The following is a 24336-nucleotide window of genomic DNA, read 5'->3' as shown; positions in this document are numbered from 1 at the left end:
GCTGATTGCGGGCTGATACAGCACCACCCCCCCCGTGGCGAATGATTTGTACGAGGCGAGCGGCCCGTTCAAGCACCAAATGTTGCTATGCGGTTGCTACAATCTCTCCTCTGGCAACGATGTTTCTAACATTATCCTTTAATATCAGTCTGTTACTGTTATTTATCATAGTCTGCGCCCAGCCCTTGAACCAGCGCGTCCTTTGCGGAAGCCAGACTTCGAACCGCTTCGGCGCCGCTTCGCAGGTCGGGCGTGAGATGACTTCGGTATGGTAGCCCAAGCGCGTCAGGCGCATGCCCAAATCCGCATCCTCGGTGACGTTGAACGGGTCCCAGCCGCCTGCTTCGAACAGAACCGCGCGTCGAAAATGGTTCGAAGTACCGCCGAGCGGCAACATCAGCCGACGCTGCGAAAGCCAGGGCAGCAAACCGCGAAAGAGCCCGGCATATTCGAAAGCGAACATGCGGGCCATCAGCGTGTCGCTTCGATTGGAGATTTCAAGCGGCGCCTGAACCGCGGCCAGATCGGGGCCGCGATCGCGGAAACGATGCCACGCTTCGAGCAGTTGCAGGGGGTGCGGCTGGTCCTCGGCATCGTACAGGGCGACGAATTCTCCGCCGGCCATCTGCAAGGCATAGGCCAGCGCCTTGGGTTTCGTGCGGGGGCCTTCCGGCGGAACCTCGACGATTTCGATGTGGGAGGGCAAACCGCTTGCGCGGATGACGTCAAGGGTAGCGGCGTCGTCGGCCTCGCAAACAAGCTTGATCTCCAGCCTGTCGCGCGGCCACACCAGTCGATCGAGCGCGTCCAGAAGATCCGGCACGATGGCCGCTTCCTGATAGAGCGCGACCAGAACCGAATAGACGGGCATTTCCCCTTCCGGCAGTGGCGGCAGCGGCTGCGGCGGCTGCAATGGACGCACCGATGCCACCGCCGCGAACCGGAGGACCACGCAGGCCAGAAAGAAGATCGTTGCCAGAACGTGCAGAGCGGCTAGAACTTCGTTCCAGTGCAGCAGCAGGCCTACCGGCAATGCGGTGATCACAACGCCGGCCATCGTTCCCTGCCAGGCGTTGGCGACGATGCGGGCAGAAAAGGACGGGTACCGTTCGAACAGGCCAAGGATGGCCTCACGCTCCAGAACGGGTTGCGACCTTGCCAGAACGGCGGCGCGCAGAACCTGCGGATCGACGATCTTGAGATGCCTGGCCAATGCCGGATGGTCCGCGATCCGCCGACGCATGTCGCCTAGCCGCAAGCGCTCGAACGTTATCAGGAAGGCTATGCCGCCGTCCTTCTCCAGCAGCTTGACGGGAATTTGCCCGTTGCGGCCCCGCAACAGCACGGAGGCATGTTCGTCGCTGACAATAATCCGGGCTGGATCGATGGCTTCCACGACACCGAGGTCGAGGTCGGCTCCAATGGCCCGAAGCATGTCCACGCGGCTGATGACGCCCGACGCCAGCAGCGCGGACTGAAAATCACCGGCTCCGGTGCGAACGCTGATGGCGGCTTCGACAGCCGTTTGCCAAGGCACCGAAAGCCGCACCAGGACCTGCCGCCATTCGGCCAGCTCCGGGAAGAAGACCTCGGCAAGAGGCAAACCCTGATCGGGCCGACGCTCGCAATCCCTTGCGTCGAATGGTTCGCCAGTCGCGGACGGCGCGTTTTCCCCGCCGTCGAATCCAAACGGTCGCATCCCCGTTGCCCCCGCATCCGCACGATAGCAAGCTGTTCCGCGCCTTTCTGCGCAGACCGGTTGTTTCTCCAGCTAGATTTTTCTCGCCCGCGTCCCTTCGCGGTGGCCCCATTTACCGAAGAGCCGATTTGCCCAACCGCACCCCTGCCGCCGATGAGCGGCCTCATTTCGCCGAAAGTCTTCGGCGCCCCACCGGTGAGCATAACCGCAATTGAATTCATTGAAACCGAAATCCGTTGTGCCGGCTCCCGTTTCATACCAAAAGCCTAGGCCAGGACCTAACCGAGAGGAGTTTCAGCCTTGCAATCGTCATTGCCGGCATTTCGTTGGATGGGCCCGGTGCTGACGACCGTGCTGGCGGTGCTGCTGGCGGGAGCAGCCACGATGGGCGCGGCGGCCGATGCGGCAGAGCCGCAGGTTCCCGTTTTCTGGGATGCCAAGGAAAGGCTGCCAAAGCCGGACCTTTCCGCCTTGACGAGGCTGCGCTTCCTGACGACCATCGATTTCCCGCCATTCAATTTTCTCGACCGCGAGGGCCGGCTTTCCGGCTTTCATATCGATCTCGCCCGCGCCATCTGTGCCAGGCTGGACCTTGCCGACAAATGCCAAATCCAGGCGCTGCCGTGGGCGGAACTGGATGGCGCCCTGCAAAAAGGCGAAGGGGAGGCGATCCTGGCCGGCATCGCCGCGACGCCGGAAACCCGTGCGAAATACGCCTTTTCCCGCCCCTATCTGCAATTTCCCGCCCGCTTCGTGATGCCCAAAGCCAATGCGGTCGCGGAGCCCATCTTTGCCAAGCTGAAGGGCAAACGTGTCGGCGTCGTCGCCGGTTCGGCGCATGAGCGCATGCTTCATGATAATTTCGGGGGTCTCGCCTTCGTTCCATTTCCCAAACCGGAAGATCTGTATGTGGCGCTGCGGGCGGGCAGCATCGGCGCCGCATTCGGCGACGGGATGCGGCTTGCCTTCTGGCTGGTCGGGCCGGACGCTGCCGGATGCTGCCGCTTCGCCGGAGGGCCCTATCTCGCACCCGAATATCTGGGAACGGGGTTGGCGATCGCCGTCAGGCCGGACGACCCGACGCTGGCCGCGGCCTTTGACTACGCACTGCAGGAAATTTCCCAGGACGGCACGTTCGCCGAACTTTACCTGCGCTATTTCCCCGTCAGTTTCTTCTGACGTTCAGACCCGGAGCGGGCCATTCAGCGCAGTGAAGAGGCGGGCAATCGTTGACGCTCCAGTCTCCGACGCATAGAGCATCCCCGTAACGGCACCAAAGGCCGACGCACTTTCTAGAACCTTGACGCCAGGATTATCGAAATGGCCGGAACCACCCCGCTCGATCTCAACCCGGAAATGCTGGCTGCCGCTGCGGAAAGCAAAGCCTGGCCGTTCGAGGAAGCCAAAAAGATCGTCGCGCGCTACGCCAAGACGGGCTTTCCGGAAACGGTGCTGTTCGAGACCGGCTACGGCCCGTCCGGCCTGCCGCATATCGGCACTTTCGGCGAGGTCGCCCGCACCACCATGGTGCGCCATGCCTTCCGCATTCTCACCGGCGACAAGGTCAAGACGCGCCTGTTGTGCTTCTCCGACGATCTCGACGGCATGCGCAAGATTCCCGACAACGTGCCGGATCGCGCGGCACTCGAGCCTTATCTGCACATGCCGCTGACCTCGGCGCCCAATCCGTTCGGCGGCGATTACGAGAGCTTCGGGCATCACAACAACGCGATGCTGCGCCGCTTCCTCGACACATTCGGTTTCGACTACGAATTCGCCAGCGCCACGGACTACTACAAGTCGGGCCGCTTCGATGACGTGCTTTTGCGCGCCGCCGAGAAGTACGACGCCATCATGGCGGTGATGCTGCCGACGCTCGGGCCGGAGCGTCAGGCGACCTACAGCCCGTTCCTGCCGATCTCGCCGAAGAGCGGGCGCGTGCTCTACGTGCCGATGAAGCATGTCGACGCCAAGGCCGGCACGATCACCTTCGACGACGAAGGCACCGAAACCACGCTGCCCGTCACCGGCGGCAAGGTGAAGCTGCAGTGGAAGCCGGATTTTGGCATGCGCTGGGCCGCCCTTGGCGTCGATTTCGAGATGTTCGGCAAGGACCACCAGACCAATGCCGTCATCTATGACAAGATCTGCGTTATCCTGGGCGGAAGGGCACCGGAGCATTTCGTCTATGAACTGTTCCTGGACGACAAGGGCCAAAAAATTTCCAAGTCGAAGGGCAACGGCCTGAGCATCGACGACTGGCTGACCTATGCCCCGACCGAAAGCCTCGGCCTTTACATGTTTCAGAAGCCGCGCGTGGCCAAAAAACTCTATTTCGACGTCATTCCGCGCGCCGTCGATGAATATTACACCTTCCTGTCGGCCTATCAGCGGCAGGACTGGAAGAACCGTCTCGGCAATCCCGTCTGGCACATGCACAGCGGCAACCCGCCGGCAATCGACCTGGCCGTGCCGTTTTCACTGCTGCTCAATCTGGTCAGCGCCTCGAACGCGCAGGACAAGGCCGTTCTATGGGGCTTCATCTCGCGCTATGCGCCGGGCGTCACGCCGGAAAAGAACCCGGAACTCGACCGGCTGGCCGGTTACGCCATCCGCTATTTCGACGATTTCGTGAAGCCGGCGAAGGTTTTTCGCGCGGCCGACGAGGTCGAACGCGACGCGCTGGCGAAACTGTCGGACGCGCTGGCGGCGCTGCCTGCCAACGCGGACGGCGAAACGATCCAGAACGCCACGCTCAACGTGGCGCGCAAGATCGAGCGCTACCAGGATCATTCCAAGCAGGCGCCGGAAGGCGGACCGGGCGTGTCGGTCGCCTTCTTCCAGATGATTTATCAGGTGCTGATTGGCCAGGAACGGGGCCCGCGTTTCGGCTCGTTTGCCGCCCTTTACGGCATTGGCGAAACGCGCGCGCTCATTGAAAAGGCGCTGGCTGGCCAATTGGTGGCGTAGCCGCCTCACCGGACAGGTCGAGGATGGAAGTTCGGCCTTCCGGCGGAGCCTCGACCGGTGCGGGGGCCGGCGGCAGGCCGGAAAGATCGGGCGCTTCGCCAAAGATGCCCTTCATTGCCGCCTTCGCCTTTTCGCCGACTTCGACATAGGGGCCGTCCTCGGCGGGACGCGCCCAGCCGTTTGAAACCAGCCACGTCCCGATATCCTGCTTGCCAAGACTACATGGCGAGACGACGGATTTTTCGGCAGGGTCCGGCAGCGTGCAGACCGGCGCACGGCCGCGCAGGAACGCACGAAACGCGCCGCGTGCGCGCAAGCCACAGGCCCAACGCCGGCCGTGCTCGTCGGTGCAGGTTTCATCCTGAGCTATCATGTCGATGCCGGCGATGGTTACGGAGCGGTCCTTGGTCTCAATCACCCCGGCAGCGGAAGCAATCGACTGAAACAGCGTGGTGCCTTTGGGGCCGTCTGCCGCATTTTGTGCATCAGACGCTCGCGGCTCTGGTGGCTTGGGCGGCATGGCCAGCGACAGATTGCTCAAGGGTGCGCGAGGCTCGATCCGCTCGAGGCGACCCGCATCGAATTGCCGCGGCGCGACGATCTCGGGATCGATTGCCCTGGACCTGACGGGGACTTTTTCGGCGCGCTTTTCCGGAATGGTCGCCGTGCTCGGTTCCACTGGTGAGGGAGCGGTCACCTCATCGACAACAACCGCCTCTTGCTGCCGCAGCACGGCGTGGCCGCCGACGGCGACCGAGGCGACCATCACCAGAAGCGCGAGAGCGGCAATGGCCTCATTGCGAAACGGCATCCGCTTTCCTATTGGCTTGCCCAGACAATACGCGCCACCCAATCGACATCGGCCGTGGCAATGTCGCGGTTGGGGTGGTCGGGGTTGAGCGACACCAGTGAAACGGATTTAGGCGTCTGGCGTTCCAGCACCTTGGCCATGACCTCGCCGGCATTGGTCTTGACCACGACGCGGTCGCCCTTGCGCACCGTCGCCCCCGGCTCGACAATCAGGACGTCGCCATTGCGGTAGAGCGGCAGCATGGAATCACCCTGCACCTTCAGCGCATAGGAACTGGCGGTGGATTGCGCCGGCAGTTCGATCAGGTCCCAGCCATGGCCGACCGGAAAGCCGGCATCGTCGAAGAAACCGCCGGCACCGGCCTGCGCGAAGCCGACGAGCGGCACGGTCGGCTTCTGCACAGGCAGCGCGTCCATGTCGGTCCGGTTGATGAGCAGCGCCATGAAATCGTCCAGCGAAGCGCCGGTCGCCTCGATGATCTTGGCGAGCGATTCCGTCGACGGCCAGCGCGGGCGTCCGTCGGACGCCAGCCGCTTGGACTTATTGAAGGCCGTCGAATCCAGCCCCGCGCGCTTTGCAAGACCGGAAGCCGATAGCGAGTAGCGCTCGGCCAGAGCATCGATGGCTGCCCATACGCGATCATGCGAGAGCATGGCGAGCCCTCCTTCAAAACAGGAAAAAATACCTCGCTTCAGGTACTAAACCGCGGATCGGCCGCTGTCGAGCCGAAACCGCGCGTTGGACAAGGCCTATCCCCGAGCCGCGAGATAGGCCGGCAGGTCGGCGATCGAATCGAGCAGGACGTCCGCCATCTCGGCCAGCGCCTGGCGCGTGCCGGTTCCCGAAAGCACGCCGATGGCCAGGCCGCAGCCGCCGGCGCGCGCCATTTCGAGGTCGTGGCGATTGTCCCCCACCATGGCGATCTCGGTCGAGCGCAGGCCGGTCAGGTCGGAAAATGCCTGCACCGTGTCCGGCGCCGGCTTGGGGTTGGCCACGGCATCGTAGCCATAGGCAGCGTCGAACATCTGCGCCATGCCGAGCGCCAGAAGCGTCTTTTCCGCGCCGCTGGTGGAATCGTTGGTGGCAACGCCCAGCCGGAAGCCTGAGCCGTGCAAACTTGCAATGGCGTCCTTGCTGCCGGGCAGCGGCACCGCCTGCAACGCGCCCTGCTCGGCGGTAAAGGTGTCGAAATGGATGATCATCGCCCGCCTGCGGTCGGCATCGGCGGCGGGATACCAAAGCGACACGATGTCGGCATTGGTGCCGGCGGCAAACGCCGAATCGCCCTTGAAGCAATGCGCGTCGAAATCGTAGCCGGCCGCCTGCATCAGCCTGTCGGCTTCGTCGCGGTTGCCGCCTGCGGCGTCGAGCGCCATCAGATCGCCGATGGCAAACCACGTCGCCTGGAAATCGACCAGCGTGCCGTCCTTGTCGAACAGAATTCCCTTGATGCCCGCCAAGCCGTTTACTCCGATCCGCGCAGATGGTGGATATGTGCCACCAGGCCGGCGGTGGAGGCATCTCTCTTCGCGGCACTCTCCTTGCCTTCTACGACAGGCAGAAGACTGGTCGCCAGTTCCTTGCCGAGTTCCACGCCCCACTGGTCGAAGGAGTTGATGTCGTAGAGCGTGCCTTCGACGAAGACCCGGTGTTCATAAAGCGCGATCAGCCGGCCAAGCGTGCGCGGATCGAGCTTGCGGTACAGGATCGTCATCGACGGGCGATTGCCGGAAAAGACGCGGTGCGGCGCAACCTTGTCCACCTCTTGCGGCTTCATGCCCTTGGCCAGCATCTGCGCCCGCGCTTCCTCCAGCGTACGGCCCTTCATCAAGGCTTCCGATTGCGCCAGAACGTTGGCAAGCAGCAGGTCGTGGTGATGCTTCAGTTGCGGCTCATGCCCTACGGCGGCCGCGAGGAATTCTATCGGGATAATGTCGGTGCCCTGGTGCAGCAGTTGGAAGAAAGCGTGCTGGCCGTTGGTGCCGGGCTCGCCCCACACCAGCGGGCCGGTCGGCGTCGTCACCGCCGTGCTTTCAAGGGTAACGCTTTTACCGTTCGATTCCATGTCGAGTTGCTGCAAATAAGCCGGCAGCCGCGACAGGCGCTGGTCGTAGGGGATGACCGCGCGGGCCGGGTACTGGCACACTACCCGGTGCCACCAACCGACCAGGCCAAGCAGCATCGGCAGGTTCCTGGCCATGGGCGTGGTGCGGAAATGCTCGTCCATTTCGTGCGCGCCACCAAGAAAGGCGCGAAAATTCGAAGGGCCGACCGCGATCATCACCGACAGCCCGATCGCGCCCCAGACGGAATAGCGCCCGCCAACCCAGTCCCAGAAGCCGAAAACCCGATCCTTTTCGATGCCGAATTTAGCGACCAGGTCGAGCGCGGTGGAAACGGCGGCGAAGTGCTTGCTGACCGCTGCCTCCCCAAGCGCCTTTGCGACCCATTTGCGCGCGGTCGCCGCATTGGTCATCGTCTCGACGGTCGTGAAAGTCTTGGACGCGATGATGAACAGCGTCGTCTCGGCGGAAAGGCCCTTCAGCGTATCGTGGATATGGGCGCTGTCGATGTTGGAAACATAATGCGTGCGCGGGCCGTCGTGATAGGGCGCCAGCGCCAGCGTCGCCATGGCCGGACCAAGATCGGAGCCGCCGATGCCGATATTGACGATGTCGGTTATCTTTTTCCCAGAAGCGCCGGGTGCCTTGCCGGAGCGGATCGCGTCGGCGAATGCCCCCATTGCGGCCAGCACGGATAAAACGTCCGCCTGAATGTCCTGGCCGTCGACGGTAAGCCCCTTGCCGTCGAGATTGCGGAGCGCCGTATGCAGCACGGCGCGGTCTTCCGTCACGTTAATGTGTTTTCCCGAAAACATGGCCGCGCGCCGCCCCTCGACATCGGCAGCCTTGGCCAGTTCTTCCAGCAATTCCATGGTGCGGGCATCGACTGCGCATTTCGACCAGTCGAGCAGCAGGTCGCCATCGGACGCCGAAAACCGTGAGAATCGCCCGGAATCGGCATCGAATACGCCGCGCATGTCCCACGATCCCGCCGAATGCTGGTCGCGCAGCGCGGCTAGTGTCTTTTGAAAGGGCGATTGTGCCACGCTTCATCTCCTCGAGCTTTGAGTCACCACCATATCAGACCTACCGTTCGTGCAAGAGGGCATTGCGGGCGTGAAGGCCGGAAATTTCAATCGATTCAATTGGCCTTCCGGCAGGATTGGGCCAGCATCGATCACTGGCATACATCCTAGCAATAAGAAAAATTCATTGGTGCAACGCCTTGTGCCAGGGCTAGGTTCGACTGGTCCACGAAATGGATTCGACTGGCCCTAGTTGAAATCGACCGGCCCTGAGGAACACGTCCATGTCACAGCGAAACGATACGGCCATATGGTCCGGCCTGTTCCGGATTTCGGCGGAGTCCGGTCAGACCTTGCAGGCGCAGATCCGGCAGGCGATCGTCGCGGCCATCCTCGACCGGCAGATCGCCGCTTCGATGCCCTTGCCGTCCTGCCGTATCCTGGCGGAAAAGCTCGGCGTGGCGCGCGGCACCGTGGTGCTGGCGTTCCAGCAACTGGTCGATCAGGGATTTCTGGTTGCGCGTGAGCGGCGCGGCCATTTCGTCAACCCGGAAGTTCTGGCGACGCCGGCCAAGCCGCACCAGAAGGCGCCGGACCAGGCCAACGAGATCGACTGGAAGGCGCGCCGCCAGATCGCGGCCAGCGACATGCCGCCGCCCAACAAGAACGAAAACTGGATCAAGTCTTCCTATCCGTTCGTCTATGGCCAGTTCGACCCGACGCTGTTTCCGACCGCCGAGTGGCGTGAATGCAACCGCATGGCGCTGGCCGTCCTGGAAATCCGCAACTGGGCGTCCGACATGGTGGACCGCGACGACCCGCTGCTGATCGAGCAGATCCAGGCGCGCCTGTTGCCGCGCCGCGGCATCTTCGCCAATCCCGACGAGATCATCGTGACGCTCGGCGCACAGCACGCGCTCTACATGCTGGCGACGCTCTTGATGACCAAGGGCTCGAAGGTGGCGATGGAAGACCCCGGCTATCCCGATGCGCGCTCCATCTTCCGGCTGGCCGGCGCGGAAATTCAGCCGGTGCCCGTGGACCAGTCCGGCATCGTGACAAGCGCCATCTCGGCCGACCCCGGCTTCGTCTTCGTGACGCCGAGCCACCATTGCCCGACCATGGCGCCGCTTTCGGAGGAGCGACGGCAGGACTTGCTGGCGCGCGCCAACCGCCACAACAAGATCATCATCGAGGACGGTTACGACAGCCAGCTTCTCGATGAGGCACCTCAGCAGGCTCTCAAGAGTACCGACCGTTCGGGCCGCGTCGTCTATGTCGGCTCGATGTCCAAGACGCTCGCGCCGGGGCTTCGGCTTGGCTACATAGTGGCTTCCGCCGATCTCATCGCCGAATTGCGGGCGCTGCGCCGTTTCATGCTGCGCCATCCGCCGGCCAACAACCAGCGCGCCGTCGCCCTGTTCCTGTCGCTCGGCCACCACGAAGCCCTGGTGAGGCGGCTGTCTTCGGCCTTCGACGAGCGCCGCAAACGTCTGGTCCAGGCGATTTCGGCCTTCCTGCCGGAGTGGCATGCCAACAGTTCCGCCGGCGGAACCTCGCTGTGGCTGGAAGGACCGCGCGGCACCAACGCCCGCGCGCTGGCCGAAATCGCCGCCACGCGCGGCGTGCTGATCGAACCGGGAGACCGCTTCTTCGACCAGGACAACGCCCCCTCGCGGTTCATGCGGCTGGGTATTTCGTCGATCGCCCTCCAGCACATCGAGCCGGGCATCCGCGAACTGGCGACGGCGGCGGGACGCCGTCCGGCGGCAGCCTGACGGTATTCGAGTAATCTTGTCGGCCGGCCTGCGGGCTGGCCCATGCAGCAAATTGCGCTGGGCCTTAGGCCGCCAGACCGGGAGCGCCATAGTCGAAGCAGGAAAAGTATCGGGCCGGTGCATGGCACTCCGGCACGCTGCTTCGACCGGGAGTACCTATGTCGCTAGCAAACAAGGCGGGTTCGTCGCAACGTCCGCATAAATTGGCCACCCCCTGCCGGCAGCCTGCCGAACTGAATTTCCGCTCGGGCGGCGCGCCCTACAGTCCCCTGAAGCACCAGGACCTCGAGCGCATCCATGAGGCGGCGCTCGGCTTGCTCGAAACGGTGGGGTTCGCCAATCCCATACCGTCTTGCATTGCTGTGCTGAACGCAGCCGGCGCGGTCATGGGAGAGGACGGCCGCATCCGCTTTCCACGCGCGCTGATCACACGGACCATCGCGAAAGCGGGACGGCATTTTACGCTGCACGGCCAGGCACCGCGTCACGACATGGCCATCCAGGGCGGCAACATCTATTTTGGCACCGCCGGCCTCGCCGTCCATCTGGTCGATGCGGAAAAGGGCAGCTACCGGCAATCGCTGCTGCAAGACATCTACGATGCCGCCCGCATCGTCGATGGGCTGGACCACATCCATTTCTTCCAGCGCCCGATGGTGGCGCGCGACATTTCCGATCCGCTCGAACTGGATATCAACACGCTCTATGCCTGCGCGATGGGCACGTCGAAGCATATCGGCACGTCGTTTACCGTGCGCGAAAACGTGCGGCCGGCGCTCGATATGCTCCATGCGCTGGCCGGCGGCGAGGAAGCGTTTCGCGCACGGCCGTTCGTGTCGAGTTCAACGCCGTTTGTCGTTTCGCCGATGAAATTCGCGGAAGACGCCTGCGGCGTGCTGGAAGAATGCGTCAAGGGCGGCATCCCGATATTGCTGCTTTCCACCGGCCAGGCAGGCACGACGGCGCCGGCGCCGATCCTCGGCGCGGTGGTGCAGGCGGTGGCCGAAGTTCTGGCGGGGCTGGCCTATGTCAACGCGCTGAAGCCCGGCCATCCGGCGATGCTCGGCGCATGGCCGTTCGTGTCCGATCCGCGCAGCGGTGCGATGTCCGGCGGCTCGGCGGAGCAGGCGCTGCTGACGGCTGCCTGCTCGCAAATGGCGCAATTCTACGATCTTCCCGGCGCTTCGGCGGCGGGGATGACCGATTCGAAACTACCCGATATCCAGTCGGGGTACGAAAAAGGCATCTCCAATGTGATGGCCGGCCTGTCGGGCCTCAACCTCGTCTATGAGGCGGCAGGCATGCATGCTTCGCTGCTCGGCTTTTGCCTCGAAAGCCTCATCATCGACAACGACATGCTGGGCCATTGCCTTCGCTGTGCGCGCGGCATCGATACGGGCGAGGCCGCGTTGGCGGTCGACACCATCGCCCATGTCTGCCTCGACGGGCCGGGGCACTATCTGGGCCAGGAGAAAGCCGCCGGCCAGGCGCCGGACGAATGTTTCTACCCGGCCATCAGCGACCGCCTGTCGCCGAAGGAATGGAACGACAGCGGCAGGCCCGACATGCTGCAAAAGGCGATCGCCGAGAAGAAACGCATCCTGGCCGAGCGCTTTCCGCGGCATGTGACCAAGGCGATTGACGACCGGTTGCGCGCCCGTTTCGGCGACCTCATCAAATTGCCGCGCAGCGCCATGGGCGGACGGTCTTAGGGTCCCATCACGGCCCTGTTGCAAATCGACGTCAAAACCCTAGTTTGGCTGCGATGGCGCCTCCCGATATCAGCAAGCTCATAGTTCGCACGTCGATGAGGGACCGCGCAGCCTTCGATCTTCTCTATCGGCACACGAGCGCGAAACTTTTCGGCGTATGCTTGCGTGTCTTGAACGATCGGGCCGATGCCGAGGAGGCGCTTCAGGAGGTTTTCGTCAAGGTATGGACCAAGGCGGATCGTTTCGCGGTGTCGGATCTCAGCCCGATTTCGTGGCTTGTGGCGGTTGCCCGCAATCACTCGATCGACCGGATAAGGACGCGACGGCTGCCTGCGACAGACATTGACGCGGCGCTTGATGTCGCCGACCCGGCTCTGAGTCCGGAAGCGGCGGCGGTAGCCGTCGATGAGAACGAGCGCATCCATCATTGCCTCGACGAGCTTGAGCAAGACCGGGCAGCGGCTGTCCGCGGTGCCTATCTTACGGGCGAAAGCTATGCCGAACTGGCGGCGCGCCATGGCGTGCCGATGAATACGATGCGAACCTGGCTGCGGCGCAGCCTGTTGAAATTGCGAGAATGCCTGGAAAGATGACATCGGTACAAGCAAACGAACCGGAACGTGAAGGCGACGACCTGCTCGCCGCCGAATACGTTCTAGGCGTGCTCTCCGTGCAGGAGCGCCAATCGGCGGCGCAGCGCGTCGAAACCGATGCCGCGTTCGCGCGTCTTGTCGATTCCTGGGAGGTGCGGCTTTCGCCGCTGGCGACCGGCTATGGCGAAGTCGAGGTACCCGCTTCGGTGAGAACCGCTCTCGACCGGCGGCTGTTCGCCTCGACTGAGGCCGCCGCCACGACACGACACGGCATTTGGTCGAGCCTCGCCTTCTGGCGGGGAATGGCGGTCGCCGCCTGCGCGGCGCTTGCGCTTTATATCGCAGTGCCCCTCGTCACTTCGCCCGGACAGCAACCGCAGGCGCGGCTTGTCGCTTCGCTTGCGGCCGACGGCAGCGATGTCAAATACTTCGCCATCTATGACGCCGCGCGGCACGCCATCGATCTTTCGCATGTGGCTGGCACGCGCGCGGCAGGCAAGGATTTCGAACTGTGGATGATCGAGGGCAAGAACCTTCCCGTGTCGATGGGCGTCATCCCGGCCGGTCCTACAGCACAGGTTCCCGTGCCACCGGCGGCGCGGGAAAAACTGGCACAGGGCGCGGTGCTTGCCGTCAGCCTGGAACCTGCCGGCGGCTCGCCGACCGGCCAGCCGACGGGTCCGGTCGTCGCCGCGGGCGATCTGAAAAATATCTGACACCTTCGATTTTTTCTCGACCCTTCTGAAACTCCCCGGAATTCTCTCCGTATCTCCTTGTGCCCCAGACAAGCTGGGAAACAAAACTCAAGGAGTTTGACACCATGCGTAAGTTTACCACTGCTCTGTTTGCCGGCGTCGTTGCCTTTTCCGCGCTTGGCACCGTTGCCTATGCCGAGAACCCGCATGTCGGCGGCGCCGCCATGTTCACCGACAAGAACATCGTTGAAAACGCGATGAACTCGAAGGACCACACCACTCTGGTCGCAGCGGTGAAGGCAGCAGGTCTTGTCGATACGCTGCAAGGCAAGGGTCCGTTCACCGTTTTCGCACCGACCAATGAAGCCTTTGCGGCCCTCCCCGAGGGCACCGTCGACACGCTGCTGAAGCCCGAGAACAAAGACAAGCTCGTCAAGATCCTGACCTGCCATGTCATCGCCGCCAAGGCGATGGCGTCGGATGTCATGCAGATGGTCAAGGACGATGGCGGCATGCACAAGGTCAAGACCGTCGGCGGCTGCGAACTGACGCTGAAGGATGAAGGCGGCAAGGTCACCGTCACCGACGAGAACGGCAACGTCGCCAATGTGACGATCGCCGATGTCGAGCAGTCGAATGGCGTCATTCATGTCATCGACAAGGTTCTCCTGCCGAAGATGTGACAGGCTCCATGATCGGTTGCGGGATTACGTCCCTCTCCCTGCAACCGATCCGAGCGCCCCGCGCCGTTCATTCCGAGTATCGATCCGGCGCGGGGTGGCTTTTTGCAAAAATTACCTCACCCGCAATTGATTTCCGCGTGACAGAGGCGTCTGTCAAAAAGGCTGCCGGAGGTATGTGAATATGAACCGTCGTGATCTTCTCTTGAGCGGGGCCGCAGGCGTGGCGTTCGTGGCGGGCGCTTCTGCGCTGGTGCGCATGGGAAACCCCGAGCCGGCCCGCGCCGCCGAAGCTTTTGCCGTCACCAAGACCGACGCCGAATGGCGAGCGGCGCTTTCCGATGCCGCCTACACCGTGTTGCGCAAGGAAGGCACCGAATATCCCGGCTCCAGCCCGCTCCTGCAGGAACATCGCCAGGGCACCTTCGCCTGTGCCGGCTGCGACCTGCCGGTCTATTCGTCCGAGACGAAATTCGAATCCGGCACCGGCTGGCCGAGCTTCTGGAAGGCGCTGCCGGACGGCATTGCCACCCACGAGGATACAACGTTGGGAATGGTGCGCGTCGAATGCCATTGCAGCCGCTGCGGCGGGCATCTCGGCCACATCTTCGACGATGGGCCAAAGCCGACCGGCAAACGCCACTGCATCAACGGCGTGGCGCTGAGCTTCAAGCCGACGACGGCCTGAGAGTATCGTCTATCAGCCGCCGTTTGCCGCGAGTACGATGGCGGCGCGCAGATCGTCCAGGCCTTCCATCTTTTCCGAAGATGTCGCGAGCACGAAGGGAAACGCGGCCGGGCGCTTCTTGATCTTTTCCAGCGTTTCCTCGATCAGCCGCGGCACCCCGGCGACCTTGATCTTGTCGGTCTTGGTCAGCACGATCTGATAGGATACGGCAGCCTTGTCGAGCAGCGAAAGCACCTCCTCGTCCTTGGCCTTGATGCCATGGCGGGAATCGATCAGCACATAGACGCGCTTCAGCGTGACGCGGCCCTTGAGATAGTCGAAGACGAGCTTCGTCCATGAATCGACCTTGTCCTTCGGCGCCGCGGCGTAGCCGTAGCCGGGCATGTCGACCATGGCCATCGGCGGCAGGTCGGCGCCCTCGCCCGAAAACCCGTCCGGCACGAAGTAGTTGAGTTCCTGCGTACGGCCCGGCGTGTTGGATGTGCGCGCCAGTCCCTTCTGGTTGACCAGGGCGTTGATCAGCGACGACTTGCCGACATTGGAGCGCCCGGCAAAGGCGATCTCCGGTGGCCCTTCCGGCGGCAGGAACTTCATCGACGGCACGCCGCGAATGAAGACCCAGGCGCGCGGGAAAAGCTCGACGCCGATTTCGGATTTGTACAGGGGGGTCAAAGCGCCGCCTCCAGACGGGAAATGTCGCTGCCGCGAATGGCATCGAGGTTACGGCTGATCTTTTCAACGGGCCAATCCCACCATGCAACGGCCAGCAGGCGCTGCACGGTTTCGTCATCGAAGCGGGTCTTTACCGGTTGGGCGGGATTGCCGGCAACGATGGAATAGGGCGCGACGTCATGCGCCACCACGGCCTTGGCAGCTATGATAGCGCCGTGGCCGATCTTTATGCCGGGCAGGATGATGGCCTCCATGCCGATCCACACATCGCTGCCGACGATCGTGTCGCCCCGGTTTTCTTTCTCCCAGGTGGAGATTTCGAATCCTTCTTCCCAGCCATGCTCGAAAATGTTGAACGGATAGGTCGAAAAACCGGACATCGCGTGATTTGCGCCATTCATGATGAAACGCGCGCCCTCGGCAATGGCGCAGAATCGGCCGATGACCAACCTGTCGCCAATGAAGGGATAGTGATGCAGCACGCATTTTTCAGCGAACTTTTCAGGGCCGTCCGGGTCGTCGTAATAGGTAAATTCGCCGATCTCGATATTTTCCGCCATGACCAGCGGCTTCAGGAAGCCGACGCGCTTATGCAGCGGCATCGGATGCTTGATATCGGGATTGGGTCCGGTCATCTCACGTCCGTCCGCTTGTCGGCGCCGCAAAAGTAGCGCGATCCGCCTGCGAGTACCATTCGAAACCGCATTCAGCAAAAACCCCGGACAGGCCGGGGCTTTTGTTAAGGTCAGGTGGCGCGCCGGCTACTTGACCGGTTCCGGTTTCTTCCTGAACAGCCCCACCAGATTGTCCCACAATTCGACCTTCACGCCCTGCCGCTTCATGATGATACCCTGCTGGATGATCGAAAGCGTATTGTTCCATGCCCAGTAGATGACCAGCCCTGCCGGGAAGCCCGCCATCATGAAGGTGAAGACGACCGGCATCCAGGTGAAGATCATCGCCTGCGTCGGGTCCGGCGGAGTCGGGTTCATGCGCATCTGCAGGAACATGGTGACACCCATGACCAGCGGCCAGACGCCGATCATCAGGAAGGCCGGAGCCGCGAACGGCAGCAGGCCGAACAGGTTGAACAGCGATGTCGGGTCGGGCGCAGCCAGGTCGTGAATCCAGCCGAAGAACGGCGCGTGCCGCATCTCGATGGTGATGTAGAGCACCTTATACAGCGCGAAGAATACCGGAATCTGCACCAGCATCGGCCAACAGCCCGCGACCGGATTGATCTTCTCGGTCTTGTAGAGCTGCATCATCGCCTTTTGCTGGGCCATCTTGTCGTCCGCGTATTTCTCGCGGATTTCGGCCATCTTGGGCTGGACCTTCTTCATGTTCGCCATCGACGAATAGGACTTGTTGGCGAGCGGGAAGAACACAGCCTTCACCAGGACGGTGGTGGCGATGATCGCGAGGCCGAAATTGCCGAAAAATTTGTACAGCGTGTCGATCAGCCAGAACATCGGCTTGGTGATGAAATGGAACCAGCCCCAATCGATCAGCAGATCGAAGCGGCGGATGTCGCGGTCCTTTTCATAGGCGTTGATCTTGGCGACTTCCTTGGCCCCGGCGAACACCAGCGATTCGACCGTGGCGGACTGGCCGCCGGCAATCGTCATCGGATCGGACAAATAGTCCGACTGATAGCGATGGCGGCCGTCTTCGAAATAGGCGAAGCGCGGCTGGAACGGCTGCTTGGCCGACGGCACCATCGTGACCGCCCAGTATTTGTCGGTGATGCCCAGCCAGCCGTCGGTGGACTTGCCCGGGGTAAATTGCTTGTCCTTTTCGACCGCCGAGTATTTGTGCTCCTGCAGGCCTTCCTCGCCGGTCACGCCGATGAGGCCCTCATGCAGCACATAGGTGCTCTGGTCGTGCGGCTTGCCAAAACGGGTAACGCGTCCGTAATTCGACAGCACGACCGCATCGGTTCCCGGATTCTGTACCGTGTCGGAAATCGTGAACATGTAGTTTTCATCGACACTGAAGATGCGCTTGAAAACCAGGCCCTTGTCGTTGGTATAGGTCAGGGTGACGGGGGTGGTCGGGGTCAGCGTCGAGTTTCCGTCCACGGTCCATACCGTTTCGGGGCCGGGCACCGTGCCGGTCTTGTCGTTGCCGACGAAACCGATTTCGGCAAAGTAGCCGCTGGGCAGGGAAGCCGGGTTCAGCAATTCGATTTCGGGCGAGTCCTTGTCGACGGTCAGCCGGTAGTGCTTCAGGCTGAGATCGTCGAGGCGGGCGCCGGTCAGGTTAATGGACCCCTCGAGGCTGGGCGTCTCGATCTTGATGCGCGCCGCCGCAGCCAGCGCCTGCTCGCGCCCGGCCGGCGTCGACCCGTCGGTGCCCGCCGCATTGGGGATCGCCCCCGGCGATGTGGCTTCCGTTGCCGCGCCCGGCGTGGCTGTATCCCCAGCCTTGCCTGTATCGCCGGCCTTTCTGTCTTCGACGCGCGACGCCTCGACCTTGGCGGTCTCGCGCTGCGCCTCGATGCGCGGGTTCATGTAGAACACCTGCCACACGGTCAGGATCAGCACCGACAGCGCGATCGTGATAAAGAAATTGCGGTTATTTTGCATCGAGCTTCGGGCCTATCGTGTTGCGCGAATTCGGCGGGAGAGTTCGGCTGCCAGTGAACCGAACGGAGCGGAAAGCACGTCTTCGCGCCCGACGATGACATAGTCCCTGCCCGGCGCCATGTCATCAGCGGCATGCGTGCGGACGGCCTCTTTGAGCCGCCGCCTGATACGGTTGCGGACAACCGCATTGCCGACCTTCTTGGTCACGGTATAGCCAACGCGCGCCAACCCGCCGTCGCCCCTGTCCAGGACTTCAACGAGAAAAAGCCGTCCCCGGCGCTTTTCGCCGCGCCTGACGGCAAGAAATTCTGCACGCTTCAGTAACCGTCCGGGACTTTGCCCCATTGGCTTTCCCGTAGCCGGCAACGGGTCTTGCGCCTCAGGCGCTTAGCCGCGCGCGGCCGCGATTGCGACGGGCAGCAACGACGGCACGGCCGCTCTTGGTGGCCATGCGCGCGCGAAAGCCGTGACGGCGCTTGCGGACGAGTTTGGAAGGCTGATAGGTACGCTTCATTTGTTTAATACCGCGGAGTGCGGCCCTTCTTGAATCTGCTACTTATGCAACAGGAGCTTTGCCGGGCGTAGCTGGCGCGACCGAAACCGCGCCGGGTTGTACGGCCCGAGCGTGAGCGGGCTTATAGAAAGAAGGCTTTTGGAAGTCAATCCGACCGGACCGCTCGGCAGACGCCCATATTGTCGCCCCGGCATCCCCTGCCTATCTCAAGGAACCGGCAGGAAATTTGCAGAATGACTTCTCGCCGGATAGCATGATCGGATATGGCATCGGCCGCGAATGAGCGACATCAATCCCGTAGATCACAGTTCGGTTACTGAACCGCAAGCTGCCCGCTCGGTGCCCTTGGCGCGTAGCTTGTCGGCCAAGCTTTTGCTGTTCACCATCGTCTTCGGTCTTTTGGCCGAAATCCTCATTTTTCTCCCCTCGATCGCCAGTTACCGCGTGACCTGGCTGAAGGAGCGCCTTGCGACCGCGGCGGCGGTTTCGATCGTTCTGCTGCAAAGCGACACAAAGAGCCTGTCTCAGGCGGCGCAAAACGATGTGCTGATGGCCATCGGCGCCAAGGCGATCGCGCTGCGCGACGGCGGCGTCTCCCGCTTGCTTGCCGTCGCGGAAATGCCGCCGCAGGTGGATGAGCATATCGACATCGCCCATATCGGCATGGCGGATGAGATGACGGGCGCGCTCAGTACGCTCGTCTTCGGCGGCGACCGGATGCTGCGCGTGTTCGGTCCCGTCGGCGACAATGGCAAGGAATTCGAACTGGTCATGCCGGACCATCGGCTGCGCAGCGCCATGCTGAGCTATTCGCGCACGGTCGCCGTCATCTCCTTGCTGATTTCGCTGTTTACCGCGGCCCTTGTCTACGTAACCATCGACCGCATCATGATCCGGCCGATGCAGGCGATCAGCCGGTCAATGCTGTCCTTTTCGCAGGCGCCGGACGATCCTTCCCGGATAATCCGCCCTGCCCTGCGCGCGGACGAGATCGGCGTCGTCGAGCGCGAGCTTTCCCTGATGCAGCAGCGCGTACACAGGATGCTGGCGGACCAGAAGCACCTGGCCGATCTTGGTTTGGCGGTGTCCAAGATCAATCACGACATGCGCAACATCCTGGCGTCGGCGCAACTGATGTCGGACCGCCTTGGCCAGGTGAAGGATCCGACCGTCCAGGCTTACGCGCCCAGGCTCTTGAAGGCCCTCGACCGGGCCGTTGCCTATTCGGAAGGCGTGCTGGCCTACGGGCGCACGCAAGAGGCGCCGCCGACGCGCCGCAGGCTTCGGCTGCGCCAGTTGGTCGAGGAGGTGCAAAGCCTGCTGGATATGGAAGGCGGCATCGAATTCGAAAACGCCGTCCCCGTCGGCTTCGAGATGGACGCCGACGCCGAGCAACTGTTTCGGGTGCTGACCAATCTGTTCCGCAATGCCGTGCAGGCGATGGCCGGCGACACCGACAGCACCGTCGTGCGCAGGCTGACGGTGTCGGTCGAACGACACGGCAGCGTCAGCCGCATCCTTGTCACCGATACTGGCCCCGGCCTGCCGGCAAAGGCGCGCGAAAACCTGTTTGCGGCATTTCGCGGCGCGGCCCGCAGCGGTGGCACCGGCCTTGGCCTGGCCATCGCCCAGGAACTGGTGCGCGCCCATGGCGGCACATTGGAACTGATGGAAAGCATCGGCGGGCGCACCACATTTGCGGTATCCATTCCCGACCAACCGGCCCAACTTGCCCGGCTCCGTGGAAATTTGCGCCGACCCGCCTGACGATTGGACCGCAATAACCGCAGTTGGCCACACACGCGGTTTTCGAGCGGAAAACTTTTGGCAAGATCGACTTGCTTTTCAGGAATTCAATCGCTAGTGAACAGCCGTTCGCTGCCGTTCGTTCTGGAACGGCATGCGAGGTCGTGTCCTGCACGGCCTGTTGCGCGCCCGTAGCTCAGCTGGATAGAGCACCAGACTACGAATCTGGGGGTCGGAGGTTCGAATCCTTCCGGGCGCGCCAATTTTGATAATGAAATCAATACGTTAACACTGCTGCGAGGCTTCCGGCGAAAAGTCTCTTCGGTTAAGCTACTAAGGCGCTACTACCGGGAGAGGCAAATGGCTAACACGATCACAGATTTCGGCGATTGGCTCGATGGAGGCAACGTTCCGCTATCGGGCGCCGACCGCGGCTATGTCATGGAAGCCGGGCACATCGTCCACCATGGCGAGGCCAAGGCCCTCATCAACGACCCGGAAGTGCGCCGCGCCTATCTTGGGCTATAGAGCGCGATCGTAAGGGGCTTCTTCTGCCGCACCGCGAAACCGGCGGCGAGGGTTTTTCGGGATCGAGAAGTCGCGATTCTACGATTTCCTGTCTCGAGCCATATCCTCGATGCCATGAGCCGGTCTCCGGCTATTTCCCCGGACGCCGTCGCTGGCGAACAGGTGCGCAGGGTCAGGACGGCTTTACGCTTTATTGAAGCCGGTCCGCATACTATCCGCCTTCAGTTCGGTCCCAGGGTCTGTTCCCATGTCCTCCACCAGTGCCGTAATGGCTTCGAAGCTTCCGCAAACGGGCTGGCGGCAAGATTTTGGCTTTGCCGTGCTGGCCATGCTGGTCGCGCTTGCCGTCGAGGCGGTCGGCGGCTTCAAGACATTGAGCAGCGCCAGCGACAATGACAGCCTGTTCAGGCTGGTCGAGGTTCGCGACTGGCTGGCCGGGCAAGGCTGGTTCGACCTGCATCAATACAGGATGGGGCCTGAAGGCGGCTTCATCATGCACTGGTCGCGGCTGGTCGACGCGCCCATCGCCGCCATCGTCCTGGCCGTATCCGCCTTGACCGGTAGCATGGCAGCAGCCGAAACCACCGCCAGAATTGCGTGGCCGGCCCTCACATTCTGCCTCAGCGTGTTCTTCATCGCCCGCTCGGCACGCCGTTTCGCAGGAGAAGGCGCTGTCCTGCCCGCTGTCGTAACAGGGGCGGCGGCACTGCATTTCCTCGGCATTTTTTCGCCGGGTTCGCTCGATCATCATAACATCCAGCTCACATTGACGCTGGCCAGCGTGTCCTTCCTGCTGGCGGCGCCAACGCGCAAGGGCGCGGCCCTGCTTTCGGGCGTCTGTGCGGGCCTGACGCTTGCAGCCGGGATGGAAACCGCCCCCTATGTCGCGGCCATCGGGTTGTGCGCGGCGGGCCTGTTCGTCTTCGGCGCGGACGAAGAAAGAGCCGTCGCCAGGGATTACGGCCTCGGCTTTGCAGGCATCTCGGCGCTGGTATTCGCAGCAACCATTCCGGCCTCCGAATGGGGTCAGGCCCGGTGCGACGCCTTCTCGACGACCCAGTTTGCCGTTGCAGCCATTGCCGGGGGAGGCCTTGCCGCCGTGGCGTCGACCGAGTTCCTGCGCGGCAGTTTCCAACGAAGACTGGCGGCGACGGCTACGCTGGGGGCCGGGCTGGTGTTCGTGGTCCTACACTGGTTTCCCGAATGTCTCGCGGCCCCCTATACGGGGCTTGATCCCCGCCTGCACGAATACTGGCTGGACCACATTTCCGAGGCCCAGTCTCTGTTCGAACTCATCGCGCAAAAGGATCCTTCCGTGGTCGGGCGCTACATCACGCCGGCGATAGCACTTGCCTTGATGGCGCTCAGCCTGCGCCAGCGCGCTTGGCGCAGGGCCGACTGCGTGGTGGCGGCCGTTCTGGCCGCTGCGTTCGTCGCCAGCATCTGGCAGGTTCGCGGCTCGACGTTTTCCATCGCTTTCGCCACCCTGCCGCTTGCGGCCTGGATCGCCGTCTGGCGCGAGCGGGCCCAGGCCACGCCCACCAAAATTGTTTCGCTCAAGATGATCGCGGTGTGGCTGGTATCGCTGAACGCGGTGTGGGCGGGCATGGCGGCAGCGGCGGCCACCGCGTTTGACGAAAAGGCGGCGCAAGCGGGCAAAGGCGCGACGGCAGACTGCGATGTCGCAAAAGATTTCCTGCCGCTTGCCGCCCAGCCCGATACCACCGTGCTGGCGACGTCCAACCTCGGCTCGCCGATCCTGTTCTATTCGCGCCATAGCGCCTTGGCCGGCCCCTACCACCGCAACGGGAAAGGCAATCTCATCGCGCTCAACGCGCTGATGGGAACGCCGGCCGAAGCCAGGGAGCTGGTCGATGCCAACCATGTCGGACTGGTCGCCATTTGCCCGCAAAACGCCGAGAACCAGCTTCTCGTCGATGGCGCCCCGAACGGGCTTCTTGCCCAGATGCTGCGCGGCACCGTGCCCGAGTGGCTGGAGCCCGTCTCGGGGACACCCGGCAAGCCGCTGGAGCTTTATCGCGTTATTTCAGACAAATGAGCAGCACCGATACGTTTCCTAAATGGTTTTCTGCCAATTTCCGGATCGAATGATTTAAAAAATACAGGAAGACCGATGCAAACATCGTTTGGCACCGGGGAAGCGTCCAGGACAAACACGGATCTGGCGTTTACCGATGCCCTTACCGGGCTTGGCAACCAGCGTCGGTTCATCGACAAGGTCGAACGGTTGATCGGCGAGCGGGCCGAGGATCCCGCGCCGTTTGCGGTGGGCATCATCGACCTCGACGGGTTCAAGCCGATCAACGACCTGTTCGGCCAGAAGGCGGGGGACGACATCCTTGCCCAAGTGGCCATGCGGCTCAGCGCATCGATGGACACCAATTCGACCGTATGCAGGATAGGCGCGGACGAATTCGCCTTTCTTTGTCCCCTGGTATTCAGCGAAGAGGCCGCGACCGCAAAGGCGCGCATGCTGATCGAAATCCTGTCGGCGCCCTACGATGTCGGCGAACGTACCGCGCGGCTGTCGGCCTCGGCGGGCTGCTCGCTGTTCTATTCCGGCGACGAGACGACGGAAATCCTGCTCAACAAGGCCGAAACCGCGCTCTACCACGCCAAGCGCTCGGGGCGCAGCCAGGTGTTCGTCTATACCCACGAAATGGAGGAGGCGGCCAAGCGCGTCACCCGTATCGAACAGGCCTTGCGCCGGGCCGTATCGGCGGGCGAGGTGGAGCCGTATTTCCAGCCTATCGTCGACCTCAAGAGCCGGCGAACCATGGGTTTCGAAACACTGGCGCGCTGGACCGACCGCGACCTCGGCCAGGTTTCTCCGGTCGTGTTCATTCCGATCGCCGAAGAGCGGGGCATCATCGGGCCGATGTCGCAGTTACTGCTGCGCAAGGCGACGGAATCGGCGCGCAACTGGCCAAAGGAACTGTTCCTGTCCTTCAACCTGTCGCCGTCGCAACTGGTCGACCAGAACACCGGCCTGCATATCCTGTCCATCCTCGACCGGAGCGGGTTCGATCCGCGCCGACTGGAGGTCGAGATCACCGAATCGGGCCTGATGAACGACCCGGCATCGGCGGAGAAGATCATGGACGATTTGCGCCGCGTCGGAATCCGCGTGTCGCTCGACGATTTCGGAACCGGCCAGTCGTCGCTTGGGCGCTTGCGCGAATTCCACTTCGACAAGCTGAAGATCGACCGGGCCTTCGTGTCGTCCATCCTCGAAGACCGGCCCTCGGAGCATATAATCCGCGCCATCCTGGCGATGTGCGACGGGCTGGGCATGGATGTCGTGGCCGAAGGGATCGAGCACGAGGAGCAGGCCGAACGGCTCATTCAGTTCGGCTGCGCCGGCGGGCAGGGTTTCCTGTTCGGCAAGCCGGTGGACGCGAACGCGACGCTCGCTTATCTGCGCAACGCCTATCATGACAAGAATCGCGCCAAGGCCGTTTGAAGCCCTCGCAAAGTGTGATTTCCGGGTAACCGTAGCCACAGCATCGCGCGCGACAAAGTCGCCTGATCGGTGTTTTCGCGCTTGCCCGCA

At 62.7% G+C, this 24336-nt stretch carries 22 protein-coding genes and 1 tRNA gene; 13 read left to right on the top strand and 10 right to left on the bottom strand.

Translation table 11 applies throughout. The annotated features are described in order from the left end of the window. Positions 1 to 85: 85 nt before the first annotated feature. Entirely contained in the window at positions 86 to 1699 is a 1614-nt protein-coding gene (locus ACX3P0_RS19735; protein WP_459091147.1) for a glycosyltransferase, read from the bottom strand. Between the two features lie 330 nt (positions 1700 to 2029). Here ACX3P0_RS19735 and ACX3P0_RS19730 point away from each other — a divergent pair, with 330 nt between their 5' ends. Together ACX3P0_RS19730 and ACX3P0_RS19725 are read left to right on the top strand one after the other, a co-directional pair. Then, entirely contained in the window at positions 2030 to 2878 is an 849-nt protein-coding gene (locus tag ACX3P0_RS19730; RefSeq protein WP_459091189.1) for a transporter substrate-binding domain-containing protein, read from the top strand. 141 nt (positions 2879 to 3019) lie between these two features. Then, positions 3020 to 4669: a lysine--tRNA ligase gene (locus ACX3P0_RS19725; RefSeq protein WP_459091145.1), complete on the top strand. Its 1650-nt coding sequence runs from the start codon at positions 3020 to 3022 to the stop codon at positions 4667 to 4669. Here the strand turns inward: ACX3P0_RS19725 and ACX3P0_RS19720 are convergent. From ACX3P0_RS19720 to pgi, 4 genes are all read right to left on the bottom strand, one after another. Further along, positions 4632 to 5480, bottom strand: coding sequence for a thermonuclease family protein (locus tag ACX3P0_RS19720; RefSeq protein WP_459091143.1), 849 nt, complete (start codon positions 5478 to 5480; stop codon positions 4632 to 4634). The genes ACX3P0_RS19725 and ACX3P0_RS19720 overlap by 38 nt on opposite strands. A gap of 8 nt (positions 5481 to 5488) precedes the next feature. Next, positions 5489 to 6133, bottom strand: a complete 645-nt coding sequence (locus tag ACX3P0_RS19715; RefSeq protein WP_459091141.1) for a S24 family peptidase — start codon at positions 6131 to 6133, stop codon at positions 5489 to 5491. Positions 6134 to 6229: 96 nt separating this feature from the next. After that, entirely contained in the window at positions 6230 to 6940 is a 711-nt protein-coding gene (locus tag ACX3P0_RS19710; protein ID WP_459080785.1) for an HAD family hydrolase, read from the bottom strand. 5 nt (positions 6941 to 6945) lie between these two features. Further along, entirely contained in the window at positions 6946 to 8589 is a 1644-nt protein-coding gene (pgi, locus tag ACX3P0_RS19705) for a glucose-6-phosphate isomerase (protein WP_459091139.1), read from the bottom strand. 263 nt (positions 8590 to 8852) lie between these two features. Between pgi and pdxR the strand changes: the two genes are divergently transcribed. The 6 genes from pdxR (at position 8853) to msrB (ending at position 14714) form a co-directional block, all read left to right on the top strand. Further along, the gene (gene pdxR, locus ACX3P0_RS19700) at positions 8853 to 10346 is read left to right on the top strand and encodes a MocR-like pyridoxine biosynthesis transcription factor PdxR (protein ID WP_459091137.1); all 1494 of its coding nucleotides are present in this window, start codon (positions 8853 to 8855) and stop codon (positions 10344 to 10346) included. A gap of 158 nt (positions 10347 to 10504) precedes the next feature. Next, positions 10505 to 12058, top strand: coding sequence for a trimethylamine methyltransferase family protein (locus ACX3P0_RS19695; RefSeq protein ID WP_459091135.1), 1554 nt, complete (start codon positions 10505 to 10507; stop codon positions 12056 to 12058). Between the two features lie 53 nt (positions 12059 to 12111). After that, positions 12112 to 12651: a sigma-70 family RNA polymerase sigma factor gene (locus tag ACX3P0_RS19690; RefSeq protein ID WP_459091133.1), complete on the top strand. Its 540-nt coding sequence runs from the start codon at positions 12112 to 12114 to the stop codon at positions 12649 to 12651. Beyond that, positions 12648 to 13367: an anti-sigma factor gene (locus tag ACX3P0_RS19685; protein ID WP_459091131.1), complete on the top strand. Its 720-nt coding sequence runs from the start codon at positions 12648 to 12650 to the stop codon at positions 13365 to 13367. Before ACX3P0_RS19690 ends, ACX3P0_RS19685 begins: the two co-directional genes overlap by 4 nt. Positions 13368 to 13471: 104 nt before the next feature. Further along, entirely contained in the window at positions 13472 to 14029 is a 558-nt protein-coding gene (locus tag ACX3P0_RS19680) for a fasciclin domain-containing protein (protein WP_459080790.1), read from the top strand. A 181-nt stretch (positions 14030 to 14210) separates the two neighbouring features. Beyond that, entirely contained in the window at positions 14211 to 14714 is a 504-nt protein-coding gene (gene msrB, locus ACX3P0_RS19675; protein ID WP_459080791.1) for a peptide-methionine (R)-S-oxide reductase MsrB, read from the top strand. Between the two features lie 12 nt (positions 14715 to 14726). On the opposite strand, the gene yihA is transcribed toward msrB, so the two are convergent. The 5 genes from yihA to rpmH form a co-directional block, all read right to left on the bottom strand. Further along, the gene (yihA, locus tag ACX3P0_RS19670) at positions 14727 to 15377 is read right to left on the bottom strand and encodes a ribosome biogenesis GTP-binding protein YihA/YsxC (RefSeq protein WP_459080856.1); all 651 of its coding nucleotides are present in this window, start codon (positions 15375 to 15377) and stop codon (positions 14727 to 14729) included. A gap of 5 nt (positions 15378 to 15382) precedes the next feature. Then, a complete protein-coding gene (locus tag ACX3P0_RS19665; RefSeq protein ID WP_459080792.1) occupies positions 15383 to 16021 on the bottom strand; it encodes a CatB-related O-acetyltransferase in 639 nt (212 codons plus the stop codon). Positions 16022 to 16147: 126 nt separating this feature from the next. Continuing rightward, positions 16148 to 17974: a membrane protein insertase YidC gene (gene yidC, locus ACX3P0_RS19660; protein ID WP_459091129.1), complete on the bottom strand. Its 1827-nt coding sequence runs from the start codon at positions 17972 to 17974 to the stop codon at positions 16148 to 16150. A gap of 12 nt (positions 17975 to 17986) precedes the next feature. After that, the gene (rnpA, locus tag ACX3P0_RS19655) at positions 17987 to 18319 is read right to left on the bottom strand and encodes a ribonuclease P protein component (protein ID WP_459080794.1); all 333 of its coding nucleotides are present in this window, start codon (positions 18317 to 18319) and stop codon (positions 17987 to 17989) included. Positions 18320 to 18353: 34 nt separating this feature from the next. Then, on the bottom strand, positions 18354 to 18488 hold the full coding sequence (rpmH, locus tag ACX3P0_RS19650; RefSeq protein WP_459080796.1) for a 50S ribosomal protein L34: 135 nt from the start codon (positions 18486 to 18488) through the stop codon (positions 18354 to 18356). 279 nt (positions 18489 to 18767) lie between these two features. Here rpmH and ACX3P0_RS19645 point away from each other — a divergent pair, with 279 nt between their 5' ends. The 5 genes from ACX3P0_RS19645 (at position 18768) to ACX3P0_RS19625 (ending at position 24246) form a co-directional block, all read left to right on the top strand. Then, a complete protein-coding gene (locus tag ACX3P0_RS19645; protein WP_459091127.1) occupies positions 18768 to 20255 on the top strand; it encodes a sensor histidine kinase in 1488 nt (495 codons plus the stop codon). A 164-nt stretch (positions 20256 to 20419) separates the two neighbouring features. Then, positions 20420 to 20496 (top strand) — tRNA-Arg (locus ACX3P0_RS19640). A 98-nt stretch (positions 20497 to 20594) separates the two neighbouring features. Continuing rightward, the gene (locus tag ACX3P0_RS19635) at positions 20595 to 20762 is read left to right on the top strand and encodes a hypothetical protein (RefSeq protein WP_459080799.1); all 168 of its coding nucleotides are present in this window, start codon (positions 20595 to 20597) and stop codon (positions 20760 to 20762) included. Positions 20763 to 21009: 247 nt separating this feature from the next. After that, a complete protein-coding gene (locus ACX3P0_RS19630) occupies positions 21010 to 22821 on the top strand; it encodes a GtrA family protein (RefSeq protein WP_459091125.1) in 1812 nt (603 codons plus the stop codon). 75 nt (positions 22822 to 22896) lie between these two features. Continuing rightward, complete coding sequence (locus tag ACX3P0_RS19625) at positions 22897 to 24246, top strand: putative bifunctional diguanylate cyclase/phosphodiesterase (protein ID WP_459091123.1); 1350 nt, start codon at positions 22897 to 22899, stop codon at positions 24244 to 24246. Positions 24247 to 24336: the final 90 nt, after the last annotated feature.

The sequence above is a fragment of the Mesorhizobium sp. A556 genome (assembly GCF_054489545.1).
Note: the sequence above shows the minus strand (reverse complement) of the source record. Positions and strands in the feature narration are given on the sequence as shown.

Excerpts from the sequence above, each read along its gene's own strand:
- ACX3P0_RS19725 (WP_459091145.1), top strand. The coding sequence starts at position 3,020 with ATGGCCGGAACCACCCCGCTCGATCTCAACCCGGAAATGCTGGCTGCC.
- ACX3P0_RS19735 (WP_459091147.1), bottom strand. The coding sequence starts at position 1,699 with ATGCGACCGTTTGGATTCGACGGCGGGGAAAACGCGCCGTCCGCGACT.
- ACX3P0_RS19695 (WP_459091135.1), top strand. The coding sequence starts at position 10,505 with ATGTCGCTAGCAAACAAGGCGGGTTCGTCGCAACGTCCGCATAAATTG.
- ACX3P0_RS19690 (WP_459091133.1), top strand. The coding sequence starts at position 12,112 with ATGGCGCCTCCCGATATCAGCAAGCTCATAGTTCGCACGTCGATGAGG.
- pdxR (WP_459091137.1), top strand. The coding sequence starts at position 8,853 with ATGTCACAGCGAAACGATACGGCCATATGGTCCGGCCTGTTCCGGATT.
- ACX3P0_RS19645 (WP_459091127.1), top strand. The coding sequence starts at position 18,768 with ATGAGCGACATCAATCCCGTAGATCACAGTTCGGTTACTGAACCGCAA.
- rpmH (WP_459080796.1), bottom strand. The coding sequence starts at position 18,488 with ATGAAGCGTACCTATCAGCCTTCCAAACTCGTCCGCAAGCGCCGTCAC.
- ACX3P0_RS19680 (WP_459080790.1), top strand. The coding sequence starts at position 13,472 with ATGCGTAAGTTTACCACTGCTCTGTTTGCCGGCGTCGTTGCCTTTTCC.
- ACX3P0_RS19715 (WP_459091141.1), bottom strand. The coding sequence starts at position 6,133 with ATGCTCTCGCATGATCGCGTATGGGCAGCCATCGATGCTCTGGCCGAG.
- ACX3P0_RS19685 (WP_459091131.1), top strand. The coding sequence starts at position 12,648 with ATGACATCGGTACAAGCAAACGAACCGGAACGTGAAGGCGACGACCTG.
- rnpA (WP_459080794.1), bottom strand. The coding sequence starts at position 18,319 with ATGGGGCAAAGTCCCGGACGGTTACTGAAGCGTGCAGAATTTCTTGCC.
- msrB (WP_459080791.1), top strand. The coding sequence starts at position 14,211 with ATGAACCGTCGTGATCTTCTCTTGAGCGGGGCCGCAGGCGTGGCGTTC.
- ACX3P0_RS19630 (WP_459091125.1), top strand. The coding sequence starts at position 21,010 with ATGTCCTCCACCAGTGCCGTAATGGCTTCGAAGCTTCCGCAAACGGGC.
- ACX3P0_RS19625 (WP_459091123.1), top strand. The coding sequence starts at position 22,897 with ATGCAAACATCGTTTGGCACCGGGGAAGCGTCCAGGACAAACACGGAT.
- yidC (WP_459091129.1), bottom strand. The coding sequence starts at position 17,974 with ATGCAAAATAACCGCAATTTCTTTATCACGATCGCGCTGTCGGTGCTG.
- ACX3P0_RS19720 (WP_459091143.1), bottom strand. The coding sequence starts at position 5,480 with ATGCCGTTTCGCAATGAGGCCATTGCCGCTCTCGCGCTTCTGGTGATG.
- ACX3P0_RS19635 (WP_459080799.1), top strand. The coding sequence starts at position 20,595 with ATGGCTAACACGATCACAGATTTCGGCGATTGGCTCGATGGAGGCAAC.
- ACX3P0_RS19730 (WP_459091189.1), top strand. The coding sequence starts at position 2,030 with ATGGGCCCGGTGCTGACGACCGTGCTGGCGGTGCTGCTGGCGGGAGCA.
- ACX3P0_RS19665 (WP_459080792.1), bottom strand. The coding sequence starts at position 16,021 with ATGACCGGACCCAATCCCGATATCAAGCATCCGATGCCGCTGCATAAG.